Below are 22,933 nucleotides of genomic sequence, written 5' to 3'. Positions count from 1 at the left end.
TGAATTGAATTCTAATAATCATCTAATGTGGTTATAAGTTGGTTCTAAGCTTAGGTAAATACATTTGTCACAGTCAAAAACAAACAGCTGTGAATCAACCTAATTCATTAACAACTATGAAAACCATCCACCACTTAATACCAATTGTTGCACTAGCTTTTTTAACAAGTAGCTGTGTTGTTGTTCGTCAAGGAGAAGTAGGGGTAAAACGGAAATTGGGAAAAATACAAACAGCTCCCCTGAGCGAGGGCTTAAAAGCGTTCAATCCGTTTACTACGCGGATGATAAAAGTTCCAACCCGAACCATGAACATTGAGGTGCGTTCTCCGCTTCCGTCAAAAGAGGGGCTTACTGTACAGTCAGATGTTTCAATTTTATACCGTGTTTTGGGGAAAGATGCGCCACAAATTATTGAGAAGTTGGGCCAAAACTACGAGCAAGTCGTGATTCTTCCCGTTTTTCGTTCGGCAGTGGCTGATGTGTCTTCCCGTTTTTATGCAAAAGACATGCACACGGGTCAGCGAGCGGCTATTGAGATAGCGATTAGAGACCAAATGATGGCGCAACTCAAAGACCGTGGTTTTGTGGTAGAATCAGTCTTATTGAAAAGTATTGTACTGCCAGCAGGGCTTGCCAAAGCAATTGAGGATAAATTGGAGGCAGAGCAAGATGCGCAACGAATGCAATTTGTGCTTGATAAAGAACGACAAGAAGCGCAACGTCGAATCATCGAAGCAGAGGGAATCCGCGATGCTCAGAAAATAATAAACGAAGGTCTAACACCCATGTTGATTCAATTCAAATCAATAGAAGCATTCAATAAATTATCAACGTCAGCGAATTCGAAAGTGATTATCACTAACGGTAATACCCCCATGTTGATTGGCCCCGATAAGATTCAATAAAGTTTAATGGCTGAAGTTAGGTTAGACGGGACGAGTTCTTACTTGTCCTGTCTTTTTAATAATTAAACAACACTGATTATGTCACCTTATGTATTCTCAGGACTCGGGAGTGTGGCTTATGCACTCATAAAATCGGATGGGCAAGTAAGCTCGTTAGATTCACTAAAGGCCCGTTATATTTTACTCGAACAAAAACCGCATGGTGTACAGGCAATTAATACTTTTTTGCTCCGTGAACACAGCAATGCTACAGTAGATGAAGCGTATTATCTGGCAATGGACTGCTTTAGAAAACACCGAGAAGCCTTGACACCCGAAGTTAGAGTTAAATTAATTGACGTCATGGAAAAAATTGTGGAAGCAGATAATAGAGTTTCACCAAAAGAAATCAACTTTATGGAAATGTTTAAAGCTGATTTAGGAAGGGTTTAGGTCAATCTCATTTCTAATAAACTTCTAATTGGTCAACAATCTCATTTTTACCCTTATTATATACATTTGTTGATTCTTACAAAAGCAGATCAAAAGATATATGAATCATACACCACAGCTTCTTTTGGTAGAAGACGAAACTAAAGTTGCGGCTTTTATTAAGAAAGGACTTGAAAAACACAGTTTTGCCGTCGAAATAGCGGAAGACGGGCGCGCGGGTCAGCAGTTTTTTGACCAAAGTAGCTATGATTTGCTCATTTTGGATGTAAACCTACCTCACATGGATGGGGTCGAATTGGCGACGTATGTGCGCACAAAAAATCCGAATGTACCTATTTTAATGTTAACAGCGCTTGATACCACCGCCGATAAACTGGCAGGGTTTGATGCGGGGGTAGATGACTATCTAGTAAAACCATTCGATTTTATGGAACTCGTCGCGCGGTTAAGGGCTTTGCTCAAACGTTCCCAAAAATCAAATGACCAACCCACAAATCGATTAAAAGTAGCCGATTTAGAGTTGGATTTAGACCAAAAGTTGGCCATTCGCGGGGGCAATACGATTGAACTTACCGCCAAAGAGTTTGCTTTGTTGGAGTATTTGATGCGAAACCGTGGGCGGGTTGTTTCAAAAATGGACATCGCCGAGCAGGTTTGGGACATAGATTTTGATACAGGAACCAACTTTATCGAAGTGTATATCAATTATTTACGCAAAAAAATTGATAAAGAATCTCCTACTAAACTCATTCATACAGTGGTAGGAATGGGCTATACCCTGAAAGAAAAATGACCATTCGTGGGCGTCTAACGCTGTTATTTACCGCTGTAGTTTCTACGCTATTGTTGGTGTTTTGCGTGGTGATTTATTTCCTCTCAGAACGCCATCGAAGCAACGAGTTTTATGAACGTCTCAAAGCCGAAGCAACTACATCGGCACAGTTGCTGTTTGGGACAGAGACAGTTAGTCCAGAGTTGTTTAAATTGCTGGATAAGAATCATTTAACCGTTTTGACGGAGGAGGAAATTATCATTTACAACGACCGTGACTCGTTGGTGTACGAAAGTGGTACTGATTATTTGCAGGTGACAAAAGCGCTTTTGCAAGAGGTTCGGGAAGAAAAAGAGGTTCGTTGGGTGCAAAAGGGACGGGAAGTGGTTGGGGTTTTGTTTGTAGATCAACATAACCACCTTGTGGTGCTTGCTTCGGGCGTTGATATTTATGGGTTTAGCAAAAATCGTAATTTACTTTTGGTGCTTGCAGTAGGTTGGTTGTTGGCTAGTTTTGTGGTATTTTTTGTAGGTTGGGTTTATGCTTATCGCGCCTTGCTGCCACTAAAAAAACTCATCGGAAGGGTCGATCAAATTTCGGCCAATCGGCTGGATTTGCGGGTAGATGTCGGCAATAAACAAGATGAAATCGGGCAATTGGCCGTGCGTTTTAATCGGATGTTGGATCGGTTGGAGGAGGGGTTTAAACTACAACGCGCTTTTGTCTCGAATGCCTCCCACGAGCTCAGAACGCCTCTGACGGCAATCACGGGGCAGATAGAAGTGGCCCTGATGGACGAAGACCCCCAAGAATGGCAAGAGACGCTCATGTCGGTTTTGGAAGACGTACGTCAACTCAACCAACTTTCAAATGGCTTATTGGCGTTGGCCAAAGTGAGTATGGACGAATCGGTGGTGAAATTTGAAAAAGTACCTATTGATGAGATATTTTGGCAGGTGCGTAGTGAGTTGTTGAAGGTCTATCCGCAATATACGGTGAAAGTGGACTTGAGCGAATTTTCAGAAACAAACTCTCATTTTGTGGTTGAAGGAAACGAAGCATTGCTTAAAATTGCGTTGGTCAATTTGGTAGAAAATGGGTGTAAATTTTCCCCAAACCACACCGTTTCAGTTCGTTTTCAGGCACTAAGAAATACAATCGAATTGCATTTTCATAACATTGGCCCACCCATTACTCAAACCGAATTGCCTACTATTTTTAAGCCTTTTCGGCGGGGAATTAATGCCCGAAATATCAATGGGCACGGTATTGGTTTGCCACTGACGGAACGCATCGTTTTGCTTCACCACGGTCATTTGCAGGTATATTCTACCCTTGAGGAGGGTACAACGTTTATTATGACGCTGCCTTTTCGGGTAGGCTAGTTTTTTGCAACCATATAAGACATATAAGAAAAACTTATAATCCCTTATATTTCTTATATGGTTTCAAAGTGGTTGCAGTATTATCCAACTTTCACCAATTCCGTCTCAAAAATGAGCGTAGCTTTGGCGGGAATTGGCCCGTAACCATTTTTACCGTAGCCAAGTTGGTAAGGAATCAAAAGCGTATATTTGGCTCCTTCTTTCATCAAGGCAATACCTTCGTCCCAACCTTTGATGACGCGGCCTTCGCCCAAACGAAAATCAATAGGTTGACGGCGAGAATGCGATGAATCAAACACTTGGCCGTTTTGGAAAGAACCTGTGTAGTGTACCGAAACGTTTTTACCAGCCACAGCTTCTTTTCCCGTTCCCTCATTGTTAATGACGTATCCAAGACCAGAGGCGGTAAATTGTGCCGTCGGGTAATTGGCCAATGCCCATTGCTTGAACGTTTCTACTTCTGCTTTTTCTGCTTCTTTTTGTTTTTCCGCAAGTTGGCCAATGTGGGCATCAAGTGCCGCTTTGTCGGCTTTAAAAGCTTGGGCTTTTTCACCTTGACGAACAATTTTTACGGCATTAATGGCATCATTGGTTTTCATTTGATTGACGACTTCTTGTCCATCAATTACGAAACCAAAAACGGTATGTTTACCGTCGAGCCAAGGAGTTGGCACGTGCGTGATAAAAAACTGACTACCGTTGGTGCCTGGGCCAGCGTTTGCCATCGACAATACGCCTGGGCGGTCGTGGCGTAATGTGGTATCAATTTCGTCGGGAAAACGGTAGCCTGGGCCTCCAGAGCCAGTGCCCTGTGGATCGCCACCCTGAACCATAAAATCAGAGCTATCGCCGTTGACTTTACTGATAACACGGTGAAATTTAAGTCCGTCGTAGAATGGTTGCCCCAACGGTTTGGCGCTGTTTTCCATTGTTCCCTCGGCCAACCCAACAAAATTGGTTACCGTCATGGGACATTTTTCGTACAATAACTCTACGGTGATTTCGCCCTTCGCGGTGTCGAATATGGCGTAGATTCCTTCTTTCTCAGTCATTTATTTATGCAAAAAGTTAATAATGTCAAAAACCAGAATTGAGGGGCAAAGTTCCAGTTACTTTCTTTAAAACCTCAAAAACCCCTTTTTCATCGTTTGATTTTGCCTGAAAACGAGCGGCTTCTTTAATGGCGGGGTGGGCGTTTTCCATGGCGTACGAGTGGTGTGCTTGTTGCATCATTTCGAGGTCGTTGAGGTAATCACCAAAGGCCATGGTTTGTTCGGGTGCGATACCGTACTTTTCTTGTAATACTTTGAGTGCCTGGCCTTTGTTGGCTAGTTTGTGCGAGATGTCAAGCCATTTTCCGCTCGAAACCTTTACTTGTAACTCCTGCTCAAAGGGTTTGAAGTAAGCGTAGCTGTTATTGGCAGAACCGCCAAAATCGCACAAGCTAATCTTTAGGCATTGGTCATCCTCAATGGTGGTTAAATCTTCAACAAGTTCGTATTGCTCAAAATGCCTGGTTACTTGGTCCCAAAATTTGGGTACATTACTCTCAACGTATGCTTTTTTCTTTCCACATAAAATAATGTAGGTATTGGGAATCGTACGGGCTATTTCAACCATTTGACGCGCAATCGAAAGGTCCAGCGATTGAACGTACAGTTCTTGGTCGCGGTGCATGACGTAACTGCCATTTTCGGCCACAAAAAACATATCATCCTTGATGGCATCGAAGTACTTGGCAAGGTTGTAGTACTGTCGCCCGCTGGCAGCGGCAAACAGAATTCCTTGCGCTCGGAGTTGAGAAAAGAGGGTGAAAAACGAAGCGTCAAGCTCGCTTTTGGAGTTGAGCAACGTACCGTCCATGTCTGTTGCGATGAGCCTAATATCGGTCATTGAGTGCGAATAATGGTGAAATGAGGCTCAAATTTGCACAAATTCTTCTAATTTTTCACTACTAAGGCTCAACCCTAAACCAATCAAAATCCGCATAGCCAGCATCATTGATTTGGGTGGTACGCGTACAAAAAAGACCTACTTTGGCGCCAATCCATCCGCCAACATCCGCCTTAAACTCGTCGCCAGTTTTGGTAAAGTTTTGACCATCAGTGCTATAACTGAATTGGCATTTTCCACCCTTTGAAACTTTTACCCTCAAGAAAACGGGTTTCCCTTTTTCAAACTTGCTCATGACGGTTTCTTCTTCGGGGGCTTTTTCGGACGCTTTTTTACAAACGGTATAAACGAGCGAGACTTCACCCTTTTTGGATGATTTTAGCCCAACGTTGGCGTAGCTTTTCCCCATGATGATGAGCCCAACTTTTTCGTTTTCAAGTTTGGGATTCGGGGAAAAGGTCAATTTGGTGGTAATCGTAAAGTTTTCGGTCGGGAACTTTTGCAAGAGAATGTTCGGGACGTCCCAATAGTTTTTAGCATCGTCAGGGATTTTATCGGAATATAGTCTAAGAAAACCAAGGTTGCTCGTTGTGTGCCAAGTGCCTTTTGGATTGGCCTGCCACTGCCATTGAAGCCCAAGCTTTATCGAGTCAAATTCGTCAGATTCCGCAGGGGTTTCGATGGGGTAGGTTTTCCCAACGTTCGGTTTTTTGTACGACAGAACGGGTTCACCGTAGCCGTCACCGTCTTTGTCAATCCCAATCACAGGCCAATTGTTGACCCACTTCATCGGTTGAAGGTGAACTACGCGACCATAGACGCCTTTGTCCTGAAAATGTAAAAACCAATCTTCTCCCATTGGAGTGTCCACCCATGCGCCTTGATGTGGGCCGTTGATGGGTGTGTTTCCTTGCGCCATTACTACCTTTCGCTCGTAAGGCCCATAAATATTTTTGGAACGAAGTACCAATTGCCAACCCGTAGCAACGCCCCCCGCTGGGGCAAAGAGGTAATAGTAGCCGTTTCGTTTGTAAAGTTTTGGCCCCTCGACAGTCGGGTCTTTTTCGTGGCCATCATAGACAATAACCCCTTCGTCGAGTACGGTTGTACCCGCTGGGTTCATTTTTTTGATGGTCAAAATACTTTTTATACCCGCGCGGCTTCCTGCCCAACCGTGCGCTAAGTAAGCCTGCCCGTCTTCGTCCCAAAAAGGGCAAGGGTCAATCAATCCTTTGCCGCCTTCCACCAACGTTGGGGCTGACCAAGGGCCAGCTGGGTTTTTGGCTTTGGTCAAATAAATGCCAAAGTCGGGGTCGGGGTAGTAAATTAGAAACTCGCCTTTATGGTAGCGAATGGCAGGTGCCCATACGCCGTTTCCGTGTTGGGTTTTGGAAAAATGATCAAAAGGAGGCTGCCGTTTGAGGGCGTGACCAATGAGTTTCCAATTGACCAAATCGTTGGAATGAAGAATGGGCAAACCTGGTACAGCATCAAAACTCGAAGCAATCATGTAAAAATCATTACCGACCCGACAAGCATCGGGGTCTGAATAATCGGCGTCAATCACGGGGTTTTTGTAATTTCCGTCGCCGAGGTCAGAGACCCATACTTTGGATATGTACCGCTGCTGGGCTTCGGCCTGAAAAAGAAAGACGGTCAAACTGAGCGCGAGGCGCAAGGTATTTTTTAAGTTCATACTGCTTATTTTTTAATGACAGTGGAGGTTTTGAGAAACCCAAACACACCACTGCTACCACCATTTACCTGTGGAGTCGTTGCCTGATAGTATTTTGTCTAAGGTATATTTCTTGAGGTCTTTGGTAGAAAACTGCTTGCTCCACTTGACCCGTTTTTCGCTTTTCCCACCTTCACCAGTTGACGCATATTCGGCGTATAAAGTCGTTTTTTCGTTTTCGGGGTTTCGCCAATTGTCCCAACCTTCTGGCAAAATATGGCGTCCCATGTTCGTTCTGATAAAAATGGTTTGGGCATTCGGACGCCATGGACGACCTAAAAAAACCTTTGTTGCTTCGGGGGCTGCGGTAAGTTGACAATCAAAAAAGACAAAACCGTAGGGCTGATAACTGGGGGTGGCTGCCGCAGTGATGTACGAGTTGGCCAAGCTATGAATGGTACAGTTTTGAAAAACAGAAATAGATTTTCCGAAAATAAAATCGGTCGTCCCTTCAATATAGCAGTCTTTGTAATACTGACGGCTACCTTCGCGAGCAGCGAAAAGCGTGTCTTGGTTTCCTTTCAATGTGCAATTTTTACACACAAAACGGTCGCCTTCTACGTGCAGTGCTACCGCTTGACCAACCCGCCCAGCGGTATTTTGAATGGTAAGGTTTTCGATGACAATGTCGGGGGCGTCCACAAGCACAACGAATGAGGTGTAAGTGCTGAACTTATCTTTTCCAGTAGCGTCTTTAGCGCCATTAGGATATGGCTTTCCCGAGAAGTCGTCGCCCGTGATGATGACACCTTCTTTGCTTTCACCGACGAGGTGGATGTTGGGTTTCCAAGCTGGAATAACCAGTTTTTCGTGATAAACGCCATTTTTGATGTACAGCGTTACGCGTACTTGCGAGTGATCACGGAAATTATTGACAGCTTCTTGGATGGTTTTGTAGTCGCCGCTACCGTCTTTGGCTACCACAAACTTAGACGGGTAGGTGGGGGGAGTTGGGGTTGTAGATTGGGCAAAAATGACCTGAACCCCTAAATAAAGACAAAAAAGGAAATATCGTAACATGATTAAGAGAAAGAGAACATCCCGAAAGTTTTGAACTTTCGGGATGTTTATTGGCTATTTATTGGTAAAAATCAGTTCTTTTTCGGAAGCACCCTCTGAAAATACAGCTTTGGTTTTGACGTCTTTAAACTCCGTATTTTTGACGCTGATGTTTTGGGTGTGGCTGCCGTTGATTGAAAATAATACGTCAGCGTTTGGAGGATATTGAATGCCATCGAACGACAAAAGGCTACTGTTCAATACCGAGATAACGGGTTTGGTTTTGACCGATTGCAGTTGGGCATTTTTAATGGAAATCCCTTTGGCATCCACCAATTCAGCCCCCATCTTGGTTTGAAGCGTCAGGTTTTCCATTTGGATATTTTCAATGGGCATTTCGGGAAGACCTCTCACAAAAATCCCTTTTTCGGCACCGTGGCAAACAATGTTTTCAAACTTCATATTGCGAAAAATAGGCGTGCCTTCATTGATCACAGGCCGTTCGTCGCGCGGGCTGTCAGTGGCAAATTTTACGAAATAGTACATATCGAAGAAAATGGCCTCTTGGGCAATGTTTTTCATGTAAATATTTTTGGCGTAAATGTGTTCTACCACGCCGCCACGACCGCGTACCGACTTGAAACGCAGTCCCTTGTCGGTGCCCATAAATGTGCAGTCATGCACAAACAAGTTGCGTGCGCCGCCGCTCATTTCGCTTCCTACCACAAAACCTCCGTGTCCGTTATAGACAGTGTTGTAGCGAATTATGCCGTTTTCGGTAGGAATGCCCCGCTTGCGACCTTCTTCATCTTTTCCTGATTTGATACAAATGGCGTCATCGCCTACATCGAGGGTGCAGCCTTCGATGAGAAAGTTTTTACAAGATTCAATGTCCATTCCATCTCCATTGTGCGCGTACTCAGGATTTTTTACGAATAAATTACGCAAAGTCAGGTCTTGACACATAAGTGGATGTAAGCACCAAGCAGCTGAGTTTTGGAAAGTAATGCCTTCAAGCAATACTTTTTTACAATTTGAGAAAACAACCAAATTGGGGCGTAAAAAGTCTTTGATGTCTTTGTAGTCGTCAAGCGATTTTCCTGGTACGAGCAACATACTTTTGTTTCCCACGCTGGCTTGTTTAAATTGCTCGCTTGGGTACCACGTTTTACCATCATCTTTTAATACTCCTCCCGATGCTATTTTTTCTTTCCACTGACTTTCAGTGAGTTGGTTTTTGTTGACAGCGCGCCATACATCGCCGTTGCCATCCACAATACCGTGCCCCGTGATGGCTACGTTTTCGAGGTTTTTACCCGAAATCGGGGATTGGTTACGCGCGGCACTTTTGCCTTCATACACGCCTTCTACGATAGCATACTGCGTTTTGTCGGTCGTAAAAAGCAACGTTGCCGATTTTTTGAGGTGCAAATTTACGTTGCTTTTGAGCACGACAGGCCCCGTCAGCCAAAGGCCAGGAGGAACCAGCACTACACCGCCGCCTTTCTTGCTACATTCCTCAATGGCGGTATTGATGGCCTGCGTATTTAGCGTAATGCCGTCGGGTTTTGCTCCAAAACGTGTGATGTTAATGGTATCTTTTCTAAAGACAGGTTGGGCAACTTTTGGTAGGTTTTTCCAACTATAGGGCGTGGGGGATTGCGCCAAAAGTGCGCAGGAAGGGAAGGCTAACAAGGTAGCGACAGCAAGAAAATGGAATCGTTTCATTCGGTGGGTAAAAAATGCAGGTACCGACGGTGGGTCGATACCTGCGTGGGTGTGTTATTGGTAACCTTTATTTTGAGCAAACTCTGTTTTGTTCGTAACGGCGTCTAACTGAGTTTGTGGAATGGGGCGAGCTACGTGGTGATCTTGCAAGTTTATGGCGTTATCAGGCGCGTAGGCTTTGATACGCTCAAGCAATTTGCCCGTTCGTTTCAAGTCAAACCAACGGATTTGTTCGCCTGCCAATTCCCGCGCTCTTTCGTCCAAGATAAAATCAAGCGTCACTTGGGCGGGGGTGATTTGCATGGCAGCTGTTTTGCCTGCTTTGGCAGCGCGCGTACGCACGATGTTGACCAAATCAGCAGCGGCTTTGGTATCACCAAGTTTCATTTGAGCTTCGGCGGCAATCAAATAGACTTCGGCCAGGCGAATCACAAAAACGTCGCGGGCGCTTTGGGCTTCGTTGAGGCTTGGCCGCGTCGCATCCATAAATTTGGCAAGTGTTGGATAGCGTAAATTGTCTTTTACTAAGCCATTGGCATTGTAAATTTTGCTGCGGTCGTACGTTTGGTATTTGCGGGTTTTTTCAAAAGCATCCGAAACTTCTTTTCGGGTACAAACCACTGCCGTGTCTCCAATTGCCATTCCAGCGGGGCGAGAAGTGGCATTTGCATACCAAACTTCCATAAACGAACCTTCGTAGCGGGCGTCGTTGTCGCTGTATAAATCTAACAGAAACTGCGTAGGCATATAACGGTTGAACGGTCGTCCGTTTGTAATGTCACGCGTCATGCCAGGGCGGTCGTCGTATTTCATCAAGAAAAGCAAATGCCCGTTGTTGCTGCCACGGCTATGGCCGTAGGGGTTTGATGTAGAGTTGGCTAAGTCATTGATAGCCAAATTGGTGGAATAGTCGATGGCATAAATAACTTCCTTGTTTTTGAGGTTGGTCATTTTCCACAAATCGGCATAGTTTGCTTCCAATTTGTAAGTGTTAGAACTAATCACCGCTTGCGACATTTCGAGGGCTTCTTTGTTCATACCGCGTGTCAAATACATCCGAGCCAAAAACGCCTGTGCAGCGCCCTTGGTAGCGCGTCCGTACTGGGCTTGTGTTGCGGGCAAATTAGCCACGGCAAATTTTAAGTCCTCAAAAATAAGGGCGTAAAATTTTTCCACAGGTGTACGGTTGGCGGTGGCGACAATGCCATTGGTTTCTTCGGTCGTAAAATGAACGTCGCCCCATGTCTCGACAATGTGCCAGTAGTAGAATGCTCTCAAAAAACGGAGCTCCCCTTCTCTTACGGGGCGAAGGGCTGTGGACAAACCTGCTTTGTTGATACGATTAATCCCGCCGTTACAAAGGTTTACGGCCGCGTACAGTTCCCGCCAAAGGTTAGTCAGTGCGCCATTGTTGCCTTGGAGATTGAGGTACTGCGTCAAATCGCGATAGACTTCACCCGCGCCCGAGGTCCAAATATCGGTGCCTGTTTCGGCGATGTTGTATCCTTCTTCTTTGCCATACCACCAGCGTTGGTACGAATAGGCGGCGTTGACCAAGGTTTCAAACCCTTCGGGCGTCGTAAATACAGTTTCGGCGGTTTGGCCGCTGGGGTTATATTCTTCGAGAATGGATTCGCAGGAAGCAAACGTGAGCAAAAATGCCCCTAGAATACCTGTTCTTTTGATGTATGATTTCATGATGATAAATGTCAGTGGGTTTTTAGAAATTGGCGTTAAGACCGATGATGTACAGCTTGGTCATTGGGAAATTTTCCGAACCACCGCGCTCGGGGTCGTAGTCTAACTTCGTAAAAGTGTACAGGTTTTTGCCTGTGGCATACAAGCGAATTCCCTTGATGATTTTGCCTTTGAATACATTGGCGGGAAGGTTATATCCCAACGACACGTTACGAATGCGCGCAAATGAGCCGTTTTGGTAACCCAAAGTAGAAAGGTATTTTAGCCCTCCGTTTTTGTTGGGTCTTGGGTAGGCATTGGTGGGGTTTTCTGGCGTCCAGTAGTCCAAGCCAGCGGTACTGTTACCAACTCCCTGCGCATCAAAACGAGCGTAGCGGTCGGCGTTAATCATTTGGCCAATCCGTGCAAAAATGAAGAAGTTCAAATCAAAGTTTTTGAATTTGAGCGTATTGTCAAGTCCGCCGCTCCAACGTGGACGAGGAGTACCCAAAATTACGCGGTCGTTGACGGCATCAATTTTTCCATCGCCGTTTTGGTCTTTTACTTTGATTTCGCCTGGGAGCTGCGTCGGCAACATTTTTGCGGCTTGGTCGGCCTCAGATGTTTGCCAAATCCCCGTTTTTTCGTAGTCATAATAGACGTTGATGGGGTATCCAATAAACCAGCCGTTGCCAATGTCGTTGCCGCCAGTGACCAATTCGATGATTTCTTCCTTGTTTCTGGAGAAAGTAATGTTGCTATTCCACGTAAAATTATCGGTACGGATATTGGTTGTTCCAATGGCTAATTCTACGCCACGATTGCGCGTTTTTCCAATATTTTGTTTAACGGTCGTTACGCCTGTGGTAGGTGGTAAACCTCGATTTAACAATAAGTCGGTGGTACGGGTGTCGTAAAAATCAACCGAAGCTTGAACTCGACCGTTGAATAAGCCGACATCAAGCCCCACGTTTTTGGTGTCCGACAACTCCCACGCCAATTCGGTATTCCCGACAATTCGGGAGAAAGTATAGGCAGGCACGGCAATGTCGTTGAAGCCAAAAGCAACCCGTGCCAGTGTTGTTTGAGTAGCATAAGGGCCAGAGGGGTCGTTTCCTGCGATACCATAACTTACCCGAAGTTTCAAATCGCTCAAACCCTTGACGCGCTGCATGAATGATTCTTCAATGATACGCCAAGCAAATGCCGCCGAAGGGAAAAATGTCCATTTGTTGCCAGGGGCCAACTTCGACGAACCATCTTTACGGGCCGTAAGGGTCAATAAATAACGGTCGCGGAAGCCATAGTTGAGACGACCTGCGTACGAGAGCAATGTGTTTTTTGAATACTCTGAATTGATTTTGATTTCTTCGGAAGCACTTCCCAGTGAATAAAACAATTGGGTCGATAATAGCTGGTTGACGCCCGATGCCGAGACATTGTCTGATGAATTGCCTAAATAACTCGCCACGCCTGTAACGGTGAGGGCATGTTGACCAGAGGTACGCTGGTACGTAACAACGTTTTCCCAGTTGACAGTTTTGCCGTTGCTGGAGGTATAGCTTGCGAGTGATTTTCCCGTAAGTGAGCGGTCGATGGACTGAGGCGACGAATAGGCACCATTTCGACTGAAGCCCAAATTGACCCCTAAAGTGCTTCTGATGGTCAAACCTTTGATGGGGGTAAATTCCAGAAATCCGTTGGTTAATGAGCGCGTTGTGAGCACCGAGTTGGTGAAAACGTTGGGTTGTTCGTCTGCCAAAGGATTGGCCGTTTGGCCGTCGAGCATGATAAAGTTGAAATTGCCATTACTGTCATACAATGATCCCAACGGGCTAATTTTGTTGGCTTGGTTGAGAGGGTCGCGGCGTACACTTTGGTCATAATAAGTCAATTGGCTTTGAAGACCAATTTTCATCCAATCGTTGATGGTATAGTCCACGTTAAGACGACCTGTGTAACGTTTGATTTCGTCGAGTTTTAAGATGCCTTTTTCGTTGAAAAAGTCCACAGAGATGTACGACTTCAAGCGGTCATTTCCTGCCCGTACTCCCAGTTGGTAGTTTTGCTGAAGCCCTTTGTGAATCAAAGCATCTTGGTAGTCGGTCCAGATGCCTTTTTGAAGGGCATCATATTCGGCAACGTTGGTGAAAATGGTAGGGTCGTCAGCGGGGCTATTCCAAACGCCTGCGGCACGCCATGCTTCTCTTTTTAGGTCGCGAAAGCCGTTGATGTCCATCGCTTTGGGATACATAGTCACTTGCGAAATTCCCGAATAGGTATTAAACGAAATATCAGGTTTGCCCGATTTTCCTTTTTTCGTAGTAATCAAAATGACCCCGTTGGCCCCGCGCGAACCATAAATCGCAATTGAGGAAGCATCTTTTAGGACATCCATCGTTTCAATGTCGTTGGCGTTGATATCTTCGAGGTTGCCATATTGGACACCGTCCACGATAATAAGTGGGGCATTGTTGCCACCAATCGAACGGTTTCCCCGAATACGAATGCTAACACCCGCGCCCGCTTGTCCGCTGTTACGGGTAATATCAGCGCCCGCAATTTTACCTTGGGCAGCTTCCAACACGTTGGCCGTGGGCACTTCTTTGAGTTGCTCGCTTTTGAGCTGCACTACTGACCCCGTAAGGTCACGTTTTTTGACAGCCCCGTAGCCGATAACCACCACTTCTTCCAGGGCGTTGACGTCTGGCGCCAGCGACACAGTTAGGGAGGTTTTATTGCCAACGGCGACGTCTTGACTTTGATACCCAACAAAAGAAAGGGTGAGTACCACATTGTCGCCCTCTGGCAAAGCCAGTTGGAACGCACCTTTGGCATCGGTTGAAGTACCACGGTTCGTGCCTTTTATGACCACGTTGACACCTGGCAAAGGCGTATTTTTTTCGTCCTTCACCAGCCCTGACACAGTACGGTCGGGCTGAGTGGCCAACAGCGAAGCGGTTGGGCTGATGTCTTCGGGCTCAATCACAACTTGGCCATTGAGGTAGCGGTAACTGAGATGTAAAGGCTTGAGAAGCTCTTGGAGCGATTCTTCAAGTGTTTTGTGCGTGAGAGAAATGGTGACATTGCGATCAGAGCCAATTACTTTGGAGCTATACACAAAACGAGCATTGGTTTGTTTCTCGATTTGGGTTAGCACCTGTTTAAGTTTTTGTTCTTCAACTTTTAGCGTCACCGAACGATGCATCATTTCTTGGGTGTAGCCGTCATAAGCAAAGCTCATACCTACACACGAAAGCATCAAAAAGAAGGGAATAAGGGAAAGTTTCATAAGCCGCAAAAACGTTTTAGTGCGCCAGCGTTGCGAATGGCTTATTGGAGATAAATCATTTTTTTTCATACCTTTAAGGTGTTTTGTTGGTTGGAAAATCGACAAAATACACTTCCTGACGGGATAGGATTCGCGGTCTGCCCCCGTAGGAAATGCGTTTCAAAAGCACCAGTTTGTGTTGGAAGCACGGCTGGTGTTTTTTATGGGAGATGGTTATTCGATTTGTAGAAATAGAAACATAGCCGTGGAAAAATTAGGGGTTTGAAATGTAGTTATGTGTTGAAAATTGATTAGTTACAGCCTTTGCCACTCAAAAGAATGGTGGTGCCTTGGATTTCATATTTGGCTTTCAACGCCGCACAAATGAGGTCGAGCTGATTATAAAGTGGTTGGCTGGACAAATCGGCAGTAAGCAAACAATTATTTTGTTGTTCGTTTTCTACTTCGATGTCGATGCCGTAGGCCAGTTCTAATCGCCTAATGACTTCCGATAGTGGCGTGTCGTCAAACTGAAAGGTTAATTCTTGTTTTCTTGTCTCTGGCGTTTCGAGTAGGGCAGGTTTTTCTACCAGACCCGTTACAAAGTGTTTTTGATCATCGTAGTAGGTTGCTGCTTGGTTGGGACTAAGCACAACGCCATTGGCAACGGGGCTACGTTTTTCGACCGATTGCTCATAGACAGCTACGCGGCCTGTTACAACCTCTACGCGGACGTGCTTGGTATCGGCATCGGTACGAACAAAGAAACTCGTTCCGAGCACTTTGGCAATGACCCGGTCGGTATGTACATAAAAAGGCCGTGATGGCAATTTCTGAATGTCAAAAAACGCATCGCCGCTGAGGTAAACGGTTCGGTTATTTTCTTCAAAATGTTGGGGAAAACGTAGGGTGCTTTTGGGCGATAGTTTTACTTCGCTCCCGTCCTCCAAGCGAATGAGTAGGGGCAAAGTAGTGGTGTTGGTGCGGTGCAACCAATCGCTGGCAATAACGCTGTCGGTTGGCATTTTTTTGTTCCATGAAGCAACAAACCACCAAGTAGCCACCAGCAACAGCGACGCTGCAACCCCAAACCAACCCAATGAGAGGCGTTTGTGTAGCGGTTGGACGCCGCCAGGCGACTCCTCCACCTCCATTTTCGACTGAATTTGCTCCCACAGGCGCTCTTCCAGTTCGTCGGTATCCATGTTTTTTTCTAACTCGCCCGTTTCGGCCTCAAGTAACCCGTACCAGTGCTCAACAAACAACTTTTCTTCGGCGGTACACTCTCCTCGGAGGTATTTCTGTAAGAGTTGCCTAAAACTCTTTCGGCTCATAAACGTAGTGCTGTGGTTTCAACTATAAGTCAATGAAAGCACTGTTCGACCGCAAATATTTTTATTAATTATAAGATAAATACAATTTAATTAACAAAAAGAAGAAAAAATTCTTGATAAAATACTATAAGAAAAAACTCAGTGAGATGAGGGTAGGGAGATAATCTCGTAAATAATATCGAAGGGTTTTGAGTGCTTGGCTCAGGTGATATTCCACGGTACGTTCGGGTACTTTTAACTTACTCGAAATCTCTTTGACGGTATGGTATTCCAAGCGATTCATTTGGAATATTTTACGTGTTTTTTCGGGTAAGTCATTGAGCTGCTGTTCAACGACTTGCATTAATTCGTTTAGCTCAAGTTGTTCTTCGGTGATAGAACAGGCATCGGAATAATGGTGTTGGGCATAATTGGCATACTTTTCTTGCACCAAATTGGCCTTGATGTGGTTGATAACCGCATAACGAACAGACGAAAAAAGGTACGCATCCAAGCGTTCGACTTGCAGTTCTGCACGCCGTTCCCAGAGCTTTAGAAAAATATCTTGAATGAGCTCTTCGACAACATTGGCTTCTTCAATTTTTCGGACTGCGGTGAAGAAGAGTTTTTTCCAATAACGCTGATAAATCTCACGAAAAGCCTTTTCATCTCCAGTACGGAGGTAGATAAGGAGCATTTCGTCGGAAAGAGATTTATAATTCACGGTAAGTAAAATTCGGCGGCTTTTGTGCGGTTAACAGGTGGAAATATGATTTTTCCTCGTCGAAGTTTTACTTATTTGTTGAATATTACAAATAAAATATTGGCTTTTTTAATGCAATCGTTATCGGGAACGTTGCCAATAAACGTTTATCAATGCTGTTACATCCATCCCCTTCGTCGAAAATAAATCAATAGCCCAACGGCCAATACGGCCATGCCTCCAAGGGTATAGAAGTAGCCATTGGGTTGGCGTAGTTCGGGCATGTTATCGAAGTTCATGCCGTAAATTCCTGCGATAAACGTAAGTGGCATAAACACCGCCGAATAAATGGTTAGGGTTTTCATCACGCTGTTCATGCGTGAACTGAGGGTCGAATAATGAATGTCGATAAGCCCCGTTAAAAGTTCGCGATTAGATTCAATGGAATCAATGACGTTGGTAATGTGGTCGTGAACATCCCGAAAATAAGGAATGGTACTTTTCTGAATGAGCTTGGAATTTTCGCGCAATCCTTGGCTCAACATATCGCGCAGTGGCCACACGTACTTGCGCATGAGGGTGAGTTGGCGTTTGAGGTTGTACAGTTGGCCGATGGGGTCTTTGTGTTTACTTTCTAAAATTAGTCCTTCCAATTCTTCTAATTGTTCGCTCATTTTTTCCAAAATTTCGAGGTAATTATCGACAATAAGGTCAACGAGCGAAAACAGCAAGTAATCAGCCCCGTTTCGGCGGGTTTTTCCCACCGAAGCTTTGATGCGTTCTAAAACAGGATGAAAGATGTCATTGGTACGTTTTTCCTGAAACGAAATCAAATAATTAAAACCAAGCAAAAAGCTGACGTGTTCGGCGTCGATGCTCAGCTCTTTGTCGTCCCAATACAGCATTTTCAGAGAAATAAATACGTAGGAGTCGTTATAAAACTCAATTTTGGGCTTCTGACGCGTATTCATAACGTCTTCTAACAACAGCGGATGGATGTGGTGAATTTGCCCGACGGCTTCAATCACCTCGGTTTCGTGAATTCCGTCCACGTCGAGCCAACTAATGTAGGAAGCATCGGCGACAATCTGACAATCGGCTACCTTGTCAATGGTACGTTCCTTATGGTATTTTTCATTGTATTCAACCATCGTAATGGTCGTATCCTTGACAACCGTAGGGCCGACGTATATCAATGTGCCAGGCGAAAGACCAACTTTTGAAGAAGACATATTTTTTTAGTGTCGAGGGTCGAATGCAGAGTGTCGAATAGTTTGTGTTGGTTTGTGTTGAAGGTTGCTTACAACCCGATTTTTTAGTGTCGAGGGTCGATGGGGTCGCCCTTGCGATGCAGAGTGTCGAAATTAGCCCCATTCGACACTCTGCATTCGACATTTAAAAAATCATTTTTAGGATTTTTTCGACATCTTCGGGGGTATCGATGCAATGACTTTCGTAGGTGGTAAGGGCCATTTTGATTTTGTAGCCATGCTGCAACCAACGGAGTTGTTCCAACGACTCGGCCTTCTCCAATGGAGAAACGGGTAGTTTTGTGATTTTTTCTAAAATATCAGCTCGGTACGCGTACATTCCTACTTGACGATAATACGTGTGATGTTGATGCCATTCTTCTTGTGGATATCCTTTTAAAAAGGGAATGACTTGCCGACTAAAATAAATCGCTTCCAGTTGTTCGTTGACGATGACTTTAGCTTCGCCAAGGTCAAACAAAAGCTCCGCATCGCTTACTGGAATCATCTGCGAGGCCAATTCTACATTTCCATCAAGTACCGCCCCCAATTCATCAATTTGCTCAGGTGCAACAAAAGGCTCATCTCCTTGGATATTGATGATGTAACGGTTTGGCGTTTGGGGTTTGGCGTTTTGGGTTGATTCTGAACTTTCAAACTGTAAACTAGCCACTGCCAACTGATACGCTTCCCAACATCTATCCGTTCCGCTTGGATGGTCAGGATGGGTCATAACTGCTTTACCACCAAACGATTGGACGTGTTCAAGAATACGTAGGTCGTCGGTGGCAACGATGACTTCTGAAAGACATTTGGCTTTAGTGGCCTGCTCATACACCCGCTGAATCATCGTTTTTCCTTGGATGTCAATGAGGGGTTTTCCTGGGTAGCGCGTTGAGCCATAGCGTGCGGGTATAATTCCGATAATCATCAATTAACTATTTTGTTTCTTTTAAAAGTGTTCTGTCGAAAATAACATAGTGTTTTTGGTCAAAACTTACTCAAAAACGCTCAAATCTAACTCGAAATCCAACAAGACATCTTCGCCAGAGATTTTTGGGGCAGTAAAAGCTACGCGTGAAATCGTCCCGTTTTGGCGATATACCCATACTTCTTTGCCCGCTAGGTCGATAAGCCAGCCCAATCGGACACCATTCTCAATGTACGATTCCATTTTAAGCTGTAGTTTTTTAAGGCTATCTGTTTTGGAACGCAGCTCCGCCACAAAATCAGGTGCAATGTGCGCAAACTGATTTTTTTCACTATCGGGCAAGGCGTCAAACCGTTCTTTGAGGATAAATGACGCATCTGGCGCGCGCATTGAGCCGTCTTTGAATGTAAAGCCTGCGGAGGAGCTAAAGGTGTATCCTAAATTGGACTGAATGGCCCAATTTCCCAAAAGAATAAGCAACTTATTCTCATAAAATCCTGATAACGTATTGGTAGGTGACATAACAATAATGTTTCCTTGGGCGTCTCTTTCGATATTGAGTTCGTCGTTCATGCGGCAAAAGGCCAAAAACGCGGCATCATCCCAACGAATTTCGTCAGGCAACTTCAATACATATTCATTCAAGGCAACCATAATTCTAATTGCGTTTTTTTACCAAAAATAACAATTTCAGTCTCAAACCCCAAAAGTCATCAAAAACCTGTAATTTTGCGGCCTATTTTGTAACCGTTATCTGTTGAATTGTTCATAGTCATTCGTTGAAGCTATAATCAATCTCCTAATAACGGATAACTGATATACTGATAACAGATAAAAATGGAATACAATCACCGCGAAATTGAAAAAAAATGGCAGAAGTTTTGGGAAGAAAACCAAACTTACAAGACCGAAATTGACCAAAGTAAGCCTAAGTACTATGTCCTCGACATGTTTCCGTATCCTTCGGGGGCAGGGCTGCACGTAGGACACCCGCTGGGTTACATTGCTTCTGACATTATTTCGCGTTACAAAAGACTCAAAGGGTTCAATGTCTTGCACCCAATGGGCTTTGATAGTTTTGGATTGCCTGCCGAGCAGTATGCGATTCAAACGGGTCAGCACCCCGCCATTACGACCGAGCAAAATATCAATACGTTCATTTCTCAGTTAAAAAATATTGGTTTTAGCTACGATTGGAGCCGCGAGATTCGTACATCCGACCCCAATTATTATAAGTGGACGCAGTGGATTTTCATGCAATTGTTTAACCACTACTACGATCGTACGGCTGATAAGGCATTGCCAATCAGTCATTTGGTTGGACAGTTTGCGCAAGGTGGTTCGGCCGCGGTAAATGCCGTTTGTGATGAGGACGTGACGGAGTTTAGCGCAGAAGAGTGGAACGCCATGAGCGAAAAAGAACAACAATTGGTGTTGTTGAAATACCGCTTCACGTTCCCCGAAGAATCGTATGTCAACTGGTGCCCAGGATTAGGTACCGTACTTTCAAACGATGAGGTGAAAGACGGCGTATCGGAGCGGGGCGGGTTTCCTGTGGAGCGTAAGTTGATGAAACAGTGGTCGATGCGTATCACTGCGTATGCCGATCGTTTGTTGAGTGGTTTGGATACAATCGACTGGCCAGAGCCATTGAAAGAGCAACAACGCAACTGGATTGGTCGCTCACAAGGAGCTTCTGTAAAGTTTGCCGTTGACGGTCAAGATAAATTGATTGAAGTATTTACCACCCGCGTTGATACTATCTACGGGGTGAGTTTCATGGTGTTAGCCCCTGAGCATGAGTGGGCTGCCGAACTTACCACTACCGACCAAAAGGCGGATGTAGAAGCCTATATCAAATGGGCAGCGAGCCGCAGCGAGGTGGATCGTATGGCCGAGAAAAAAGTCTCAGGGGTATTTACGGGAAGCTATTGCATCAATCCATTGAACGGAGAAAAAGTACCTATCTATTTGGCCGATTATGTTTTGGCGGGTTACGGTACGGGCGCAGTAATGGGGGTTCCTTCGGGTGATCAGCGCGATTGGAATTTTGCGACGCATTTCGGTTTACCGATTATCCCGATTTTAGATTCCCAAAAAGATACCGACCAGCAAGCCGATAATACCAAAGAAGGGCACTATATCAATTCGGGTATTATCAACGGAATGACGTACCAAGAGGCAACCGAAACCCTTATCAAGTGGTTGGAAGAACGTAAATTGGGTAAAGGTAAGGTGCAGTACCGCTTGCGTAATGCGGTGTTTAGCCGTCAACGTTATTGGGGAGAGCCTGTGCCTGCGTATTTCAAAGACGGTGTGCCGTACTTGATTGATGAGGCTGATTTACCGTTAGAATTACCAAAAATTGACAAATACCTTCCCACCGAAACAGGTGAACCGCCATTGGGCCGTGCAGAAGGATGGAAATACAAAGGAGAATACGATTACGAATTGAGCACGATGCCAGGTTGGGCGGGTTCGTCGTGGTATTGGTACCGCTACATGGATCCTCAAAACAATGAGGCATTTGCTTCCAAAGAAGCTATCGACTACTGGCAACGCATCGACTTCTACTTGGGTGGTTCAGAACACGCTACGGGACACTTGTTGTACAGTCGTTTTTGGAATAAATTCTTGAAAGACTTGGGCTTAGTTCCGCACGAAGAGTTTGCTGCTAAGTTGGTGAATCAGGGCATGATTCAGGGACGGAGTAATTTTGTGTATCGAATTAAAAGCCCCCTAGCCCCCGATGGGGGAACTGTAACTCATCCAGTTTTTGTAAGTTATGGCTTAAAAGACCAGTATGAGACGACCAAATTGCACGTTGATGTAAACATCGTAGAAAACGACGTGTTGGATACCGAAGCCTTCAAAAACTGGCGTGAAGACTTTGCCAATGCAGAATTTATCTTGGAAGATGGCAAATACATCTGCGGTTGGGAGGTAGAGAAAATGTCAAAATCGAAGTACAACGTCGTAAACCCTGATACTATCGTTGACAAATACGGTGCAGATACGTTGCGTATGTACGAAATGTTTTTAGGGCCATTGACCGATGCTAAACCTTGGAACACCAACGGTATCAGCGGAACGTCTAACTTCTTGCGTAAGTTTTGGCGGTTGTTTTTTGAAGACCAAACGGGCAAATCGAAATTGGTAGATGCCGAGCCTACGGCCGACGAATTGAAGGTATTGCACCGTACCATCAAGCGGGTGGAGGAAGACATTGAGCGTTATTCGTTCAATACGGTTGTTTCGACCTTCATGATTGGGGTCAACGAATTGAGCGATTTGAAGTGCCACAAAAAAGCGATTTTGAAAGAAATGGTGATATTGTTGTCGCCGTATGCACCACACATTACCGAAGAACTTTGGACAGCATTGGGCAACGAAGCGGGTACACTTACGACCGCTCCATTTCCTGTTTTTGAGCCTAAGTATTTGGTAGAAAGCTCGTTTGAGTATCCTATCCAAATCAATGGTAAAGTGCGCGCCAACCTCGCTTTCCCAGTCGATATGTCAAAAGAAGACATCGAACAAAGTGTATTGGCCAACGAAACCGTTCAAAAATGGTTGGAAGGTAAACCCCCTAAGAAGGTGGTAGTGGTTCCGAAACGGATTGTAAACGTAGTATTGTAATCATATAAAACATCCCGAAAGTTTTAAACTCTCGGGATGTTTGCTTTTTAGGCAAATGCTAAACGAACTATCATCATGCCAATGCCTTAAAAACTTCTCCATATTCTTCAAAGTCATCTTTTATAATTTCCTCTAACCGTTTCCGCCTAGCTATTTTCAAATCTTCCCCAAGCTGTTTGATTAAATCACTAACATACTCAGGTTCTTGAATAGTCAACTCTTTGAAGGCTCTCTCAATCATACTTTTGTCCAATACTACTGTCATAGTGGTAGTTATTAAAATGCCTGAACTCGATTTCT

Annotated in this window: 18 protein-coding genes; 5 read left to right on the top strand and 13 right to left on the bottom strand. The window is 44.9% G+C overall.

Features of this window, described 5'->3' with window-relative positions:
* Positions 1–116: 116 nt before the first annotated feature.
* The 4 genes from AC23P2_RS20415 (at position 117) to AC23P2_RS20400 (ending at position 3,494) form a co-directional block, all read left to right on the top strand.
* Complete coding sequence (locus AC23P2_RS20415) at positions 117–905, top strand: prohibitin family protein (protein WP_487774912.1); 789 nt, start codon at positions 117–119, stop codon at positions 903–905.
* Between the two features lie 78 nt (positions 906–983).
* Positions 984–1,337 carry a TerB family tellurite resistance protein gene (locus AC23P2_RS20410; protein WP_487774911.1) on the top strand — a complete coding sequence of 118 codons (354 nt, stop codon included), beginning with the start codon at positions 984–986 and terminating at the stop codon, positions 1,335–1,337.
* A gap of 100 nt (positions 1,338–1,437) precedes the next feature.
* Complete coding sequence (locus tag AC23P2_RS20405; RefSeq protein ID WP_487774910.1) at positions 1,438–2,130, top strand: response regulator transcription factor; 693 nt, start codon at positions 1,438–1,440, stop codon at positions 2,128–2,130.
* Complete coding sequence (locus AC23P2_RS20400; RefSeq protein WP_487774909.1) at positions 2,127–3,494, top strand: ATP-binding protein; 1,368 nt, start codon at positions 2,127–2,129, stop codon at positions 3,492–3,494. Before AC23P2_RS20405 ends, AC23P2_RS20400 begins: the two co-directional genes overlap by 4 nt.
* A gap of 80 nt (positions 3,495–3,574) precedes the next feature.
* Here the strand turns inward: AC23P2_RS20400 and AC23P2_RS20395 are convergent, their stop codons facing one another.
* From AC23P2_RS20395 to AC23P2_RS20340, 12 genes are all read right to left on the bottom strand, one after another.
* Positions 3,575–4,546, bottom strand: a complete 972-nt coding sequence (locus AC23P2_RS20395; RefSeq protein ID WP_487774908.1) for a peptidylprolyl isomerase — start codon at positions 4,544–4,546, stop codon at positions 3,575–3,577.
* Between the two features lie 25 nt (positions 4,547–4,571).
* Positions 4,572–5,387 carry an HAD family hydrolase gene (locus tag AC23P2_RS20390; protein ID WP_487774907.1) on the bottom strand — a complete coding sequence of 272 codons (816 nt, stop codon included), beginning with the start codon at positions 5,385–5,387 and terminating at the stop codon, positions 4,572–4,574.
* Between the two features lie 61 nt (positions 5,388–5,448).
* Positions 5,449–7,083 carry a glycoside hydrolase family 43 protein gene (locus AC23P2_RS20385; RefSeq protein WP_487774906.1) on the bottom strand — a complete coding sequence of 545 codons (1,635 nt, stop codon included), beginning with the start codon at positions 7,081–7,083 and terminating at the stop codon, positions 5,449–5,451.
* A 54-nt stretch (positions 7,084–7,137) separates the two neighbouring features.
* Entirely contained in the window at positions 7,138–8,142 is a 1,005-nt protein-coding gene (locus AC23P2_RS20380) for a pectinesterase family protein (protein ID WP_487774905.1), read from the bottom strand.
* 54 nt (positions 8,143–8,196) lie between these two features.
* A complete protein-coding gene (locus AC23P2_RS20375) occupies positions 8,197–9,849 on the bottom strand; it encodes a glycoside hydrolase family 28 protein (RefSeq protein ID WP_487774904.1) in 1,653 nt (550 codons plus the stop codon).
* Positions 9,850–9,903: 54 nt separating this feature from the next.
* The gene (locus AC23P2_RS20370; protein ID WP_487774903.1) at positions 9,904–11,547 is read right to left on the bottom strand and encodes a RagB/SusD family nutrient uptake outer membrane protein; all 1,644 of its coding nucleotides are present in this window, start codon (positions 11,545–11,547) and stop codon (positions 9,904–9,906) included.
* Between the two features lie 22 nt (positions 11,548–11,569).
* Positions 11,570–14,818 (bottom strand): TonB-dependent receptor, encoded by a 3,249-nt coding sequence (locus AC23P2_RS20365; protein WP_487774902.1) that lies wholly within the window; start codon positions 14,816–14,818, stop codon positions 11,570–11,572.
* A 290-nt stretch (positions 14,819–15,108) separates the two neighbouring features.
* Positions 15,109–16,131 (bottom strand): FecR family protein, encoded by a 1,023-nt coding sequence (locus tag AC23P2_RS20360; RefSeq protein ID WP_487774901.1) that lies wholly within the window; start codon positions 16,129–16,131, stop codon positions 15,109–15,111.
* 124 nt (positions 16,132–16,255) lie between these two features.
* On the bottom strand, positions 16,256–16,834 hold the full coding sequence (locus tag AC23P2_RS20355) for an RNA polymerase sigma factor (protein WP_487774900.1): 579 nt from the start codon (positions 16,832–16,834) through the stop codon (positions 16,256–16,258).
* A 158-nt stretch (positions 16,835–16,992) separates the two neighbouring features.
* A complete protein-coding gene (gene corA, locus AC23P2_RS20350) occupies positions 16,993–18,045 on the bottom strand; it encodes a magnesium/cobalt transporter CorA (RefSeq protein WP_487774899.1) in 1,053 nt (350 codons plus the stop codon).
* Positions 18,046–18,208: 163 nt separating this feature from the next.
* Positions 18,209–18,994, bottom strand: a complete 786-nt coding sequence (gene kdsB / locus AC23P2_RS20345; protein WP_487774898.1) for a 3-deoxy-manno-octulosonate cytidylyltransferase — start codon at positions 18,992–18,994, stop codon at positions 18,209–18,211.
* 66 nt (positions 18,995–19,060) lie between these two features.
* Positions 19,061–19,648, bottom strand: coding sequence for a Uma2 family endonuclease (locus AC23P2_RS20340; protein WP_028668877.1), 588 nt, complete (start codon positions 19,646–19,648; stop codon positions 19,061–19,063).
* Between the two features lie 183 nt (positions 19,649–19,831).
* On the opposite strand from AC23P2_RS20340, the gene leuS reads away from it, so the two are divergent.
* Entirely contained in the window at positions 19,832–22,633 is a 2,802-nt protein-coding gene (leuS, locus tag AC23P2_RS20335) for a leucine--tRNA ligase (protein ID WP_487774897.1), read from the top strand.
* A 73-nt stretch (positions 22,634–22,706) separates the two neighbouring features.
* On the opposite strand, the gene AC23P2_RS20330 is transcribed toward leuS, so the two are convergent.
* The gene (locus AC23P2_RS20330) at positions 22,707–22,898 is read right to left on the bottom strand and encodes a hypothetical protein (RefSeq protein ID WP_487774896.1); all 192 of its coding nucleotides are present in this window, start codon (positions 22,896–22,898) and stop codon (positions 22,707–22,709) included.
* Positions 22,899–22,933 lie beyond the last annotated feature (35 nt).

The organism is Runella sp. R0.1_18, assembly GCF_057652155.1.
Note: the sequence above shows the minus strand (reverse complement) of the source record. Positions and strands in the feature narration are given on the sequence as shown.

What these genes read in the sequence shown, in the direction of transcription:
- AC23P2_RS20415 (WP_487774912.1), top strand. Translation starts at nt 117, where the DNA reads ATGAAAACCATCCACCACTTAATACCAATTGTTGCACTAGCTTTTTTA.
- AC23P2_RS20410 (WP_487774911.1), top strand. Translation starts at nt 984, where the DNA reads ATGTCACCTTATGTATTCTCAGGACTCGGGAGTGTGGCTTATGCACTC.
- AC23P2_RS20405 (WP_487774910.1), top strand. Translation starts at nt 1,438, where the DNA reads ATGAATCATACACCACAGCTTCTTTTGGTAGAAGACGAAACTAAAGTT.
- AC23P2_RS20400 (WP_487774909.1), top strand. Translation starts at nt 2,127, where the DNA reads ATGACCATTCGTGGGCGTCTAACGCTGTTATTTACCGCTGTAGTTTCT.
- AC23P2_RS20395 (WP_487774908.1), bottom strand. Translation starts at nt 4,546, where the DNA reads ATGACTGAGAAAGAAGGAATCTACGCCATATTCGACACCGCGAAGGGC.
- AC23P2_RS20390 (WP_487774907.1), bottom strand. Translation starts at nt 5,387, where the DNA reads ATGACCGATATTAGGCTCATCGCAACAGACATGGACGGTACGTTGCTC.
- AC23P2_RS20385 (WP_487774906.1), bottom strand. Translation starts at nt 7,083, where the DNA reads ATGAACTTAAAAAATACCTTGCGCCTCGCGCTCAGTTTGACCGTCTTT.
- AC23P2_RS20380 (WP_487774905.1), bottom strand. Translation starts at nt 8,142, where the DNA reads ATGTTACGATATTTCCTTTTTTGTCTTTATTTAGGGGTTCAGGTCATT.
- AC23P2_RS20375 (WP_487774904.1), bottom strand. Translation starts at nt 9,849, where the DNA reads ATGAAACGATTCCATTTTCTTGCTGTCGCTACCTTGTTAGCCTTCCCT.
- AC23P2_RS20370 (WP_487774903.1), bottom strand. Translation starts at nt 11,547, where the DNA reads ATGAAATCATACATCAAAAGAACAGGTATTCTAGGGGCATTTTTGCTC.
- AC23P2_RS20365 (WP_487774902.1), bottom strand. Translation starts at nt 14,818, where the DNA reads ATGAAACTTTCCCTTATTCCCTTCTTTTTGATGCTTTCGTGTGTAGGT.
- AC23P2_RS20360 (WP_487774901.1), bottom strand. Translation starts at nt 16,131, where the DNA reads ATGAGCCGAAAGAGTTTTAGGCAACTCTTACAGAAATACCTCCGAGGA.
- corA (WP_487774899.1), bottom strand. Translation starts at nt 18,045, where the DNA reads ATGTCTTCTTCAAAAGTTGGTCTTTCGCCTGGCACATTGATATACGTC.
- kdsB (WP_487774898.1), bottom strand. Translation starts at nt 18,994, where the DNA reads ATGATTATCGGAATTATACCCGCACGCTATGGCTCAACGCGCTACCCA.
- AC23P2_RS20340 (WP_028668877.1), bottom strand. Translation starts at nt 19,648, where the DNA reads ATGGTTGCCTTGAATGAATATGTATTGAAGTTGCCTGACGAAATTCGT.
- leuS (WP_487774897.1), top strand. Translation starts at nt 19,832, where the DNA reads ATGGAATACAATCACCGCGAAATTGAAAAAAAATGGCAGAAGTTTTGG.
- AC23P2_RS20330 (WP_487774896.1), bottom strand. Translation starts at nt 22,898, where the DNA reads ATGACAGTAGTATTGGACAAAAGTATGATTGAGAGAGCCTTCAAAGAG.